1 protein-coding gene and 1 pseudogene are annotated in these 652 nt (G+C 44.5%); both read left to right on the top strand.

The window, feature by feature from the left end:
- A pseudogene (gene fadH / locus R7O13_RS27900) lies at positions 1-283 on the top strand (NADPH-dependent 2,4-dienoyl-CoA reductase); the annotation flags it as partial.
- A 179-nt stretch (positions 284-462) separates the two neighbouring features.
- On the top strand, positions 463-652 hold a 190-nt coding region (locus R7O13_RS27905), incomplete at its 3' end, for a nitroreductase family protein (RefSeq protein ID WP_318305329.1).

The raw sequence follows: 652 nt of genomic DNA on the forward strand, positions 1-652 counted from the left end.
CCATAAACGCACATTAGAAAAACGCGGAGTGCATCTGCTTGGTGGCGTGTCTTATGACAAAATTGATGACAACGGTTTACACATTCATGTAGATGGTAAGGCGCAGCTTTTAGAGGCTGATAAAGTCGTTATTTGTGCGGGACAGGAATCAGTACGTCCGTTTGAAGACAAGTGGTCTGAACTTGGTGAAAAACTGCATATCATCGGTGGCGCTGATCATGCCGGTGAGTTGGATGCAGTGCGTGCAATTCGCCAAGGTGTAAAACTTGCTGTGAAGCTATAACATCAAGCTTTATATGACTCAAAAGCTGCGTGTGATGCGCAGCTTTTTTGTTTCTGCCACTCTCGGTTTGTGTGAATCATCACGATAATCCCTAAAAAACAGATTGTTATTCGAGTGAGAGGATTATGCTAAAGTGAGCAGCAAAGAAAATAACAGTTAGATTCAATAAGGACTCGCTCATGGAAGCTCTCGATCTTTTGCTTAACCGTCGCTCTATCGCCAAATTATCTGCGCCAGCACCAGAGGGCAAAGCGTTGGAGAATATTATTCGTGCAGGTCTTCGTGCTCCTGACCATGCGGGCTTAACCCCTTGGCGTTTTGTGATTGCTCAAGGTGATGGTTTGAAGAAGCTATCAGATATTTTGGTGA

The organism is Vibrio sp. Y176 (genome assembly GCF_033438945.1).